At 64.2% G+C, this 285-nt stretch carries 1 pseudogene; it reads right to left on the bottom strand.

Annotated elements, in window-relative coordinates:
* Positions 1-231 (bottom strand): annotated as a pseudogene (locus tag R0J92_RS22450) (arsenate reductase ArsC); the annotation flags it as partial.
* Between the last annotated feature and the right edge of the window lie 54 nt (positions 232-285).

Here is a 285-nt window from a genome sequence, read left to right on the forward strand (position 1 = left end):
GGGCGCGGCGAATTCGCTCCAGTCCTTCGAGCGCAGCTCACCGGTCGGATAGTTTTCCTTGGCCAGCAGATCCAGCGCATAGGGGTGGACATGGCCACGCGGGTGGCTGCCGGCGCTAAAGGCATTGAAGCGCCCCGGATCCAGGCGCCTCAACACGCATTCTGCCATGATGCTGCGGGCGGAATTGCCGGTGCACAGGAACAACACGTTGTATTTGCGCTCGTCACTCATCGCCCGTCTCCGCTGCCAGTTGGGTCAGCCGCGCGGCGTCAACCAAACCGCCGC

It is taken from the genome of Tritonibacter sp. SIMBA_163 (genome assembly GCF_046535935.1).
Lineage (GTDB): Bacteria > Pseudomonadota > Alphaproteobacteria > Rhodobacterales > Rhodobacteraceae > Epibacterium > Epibacterium scottomollicae.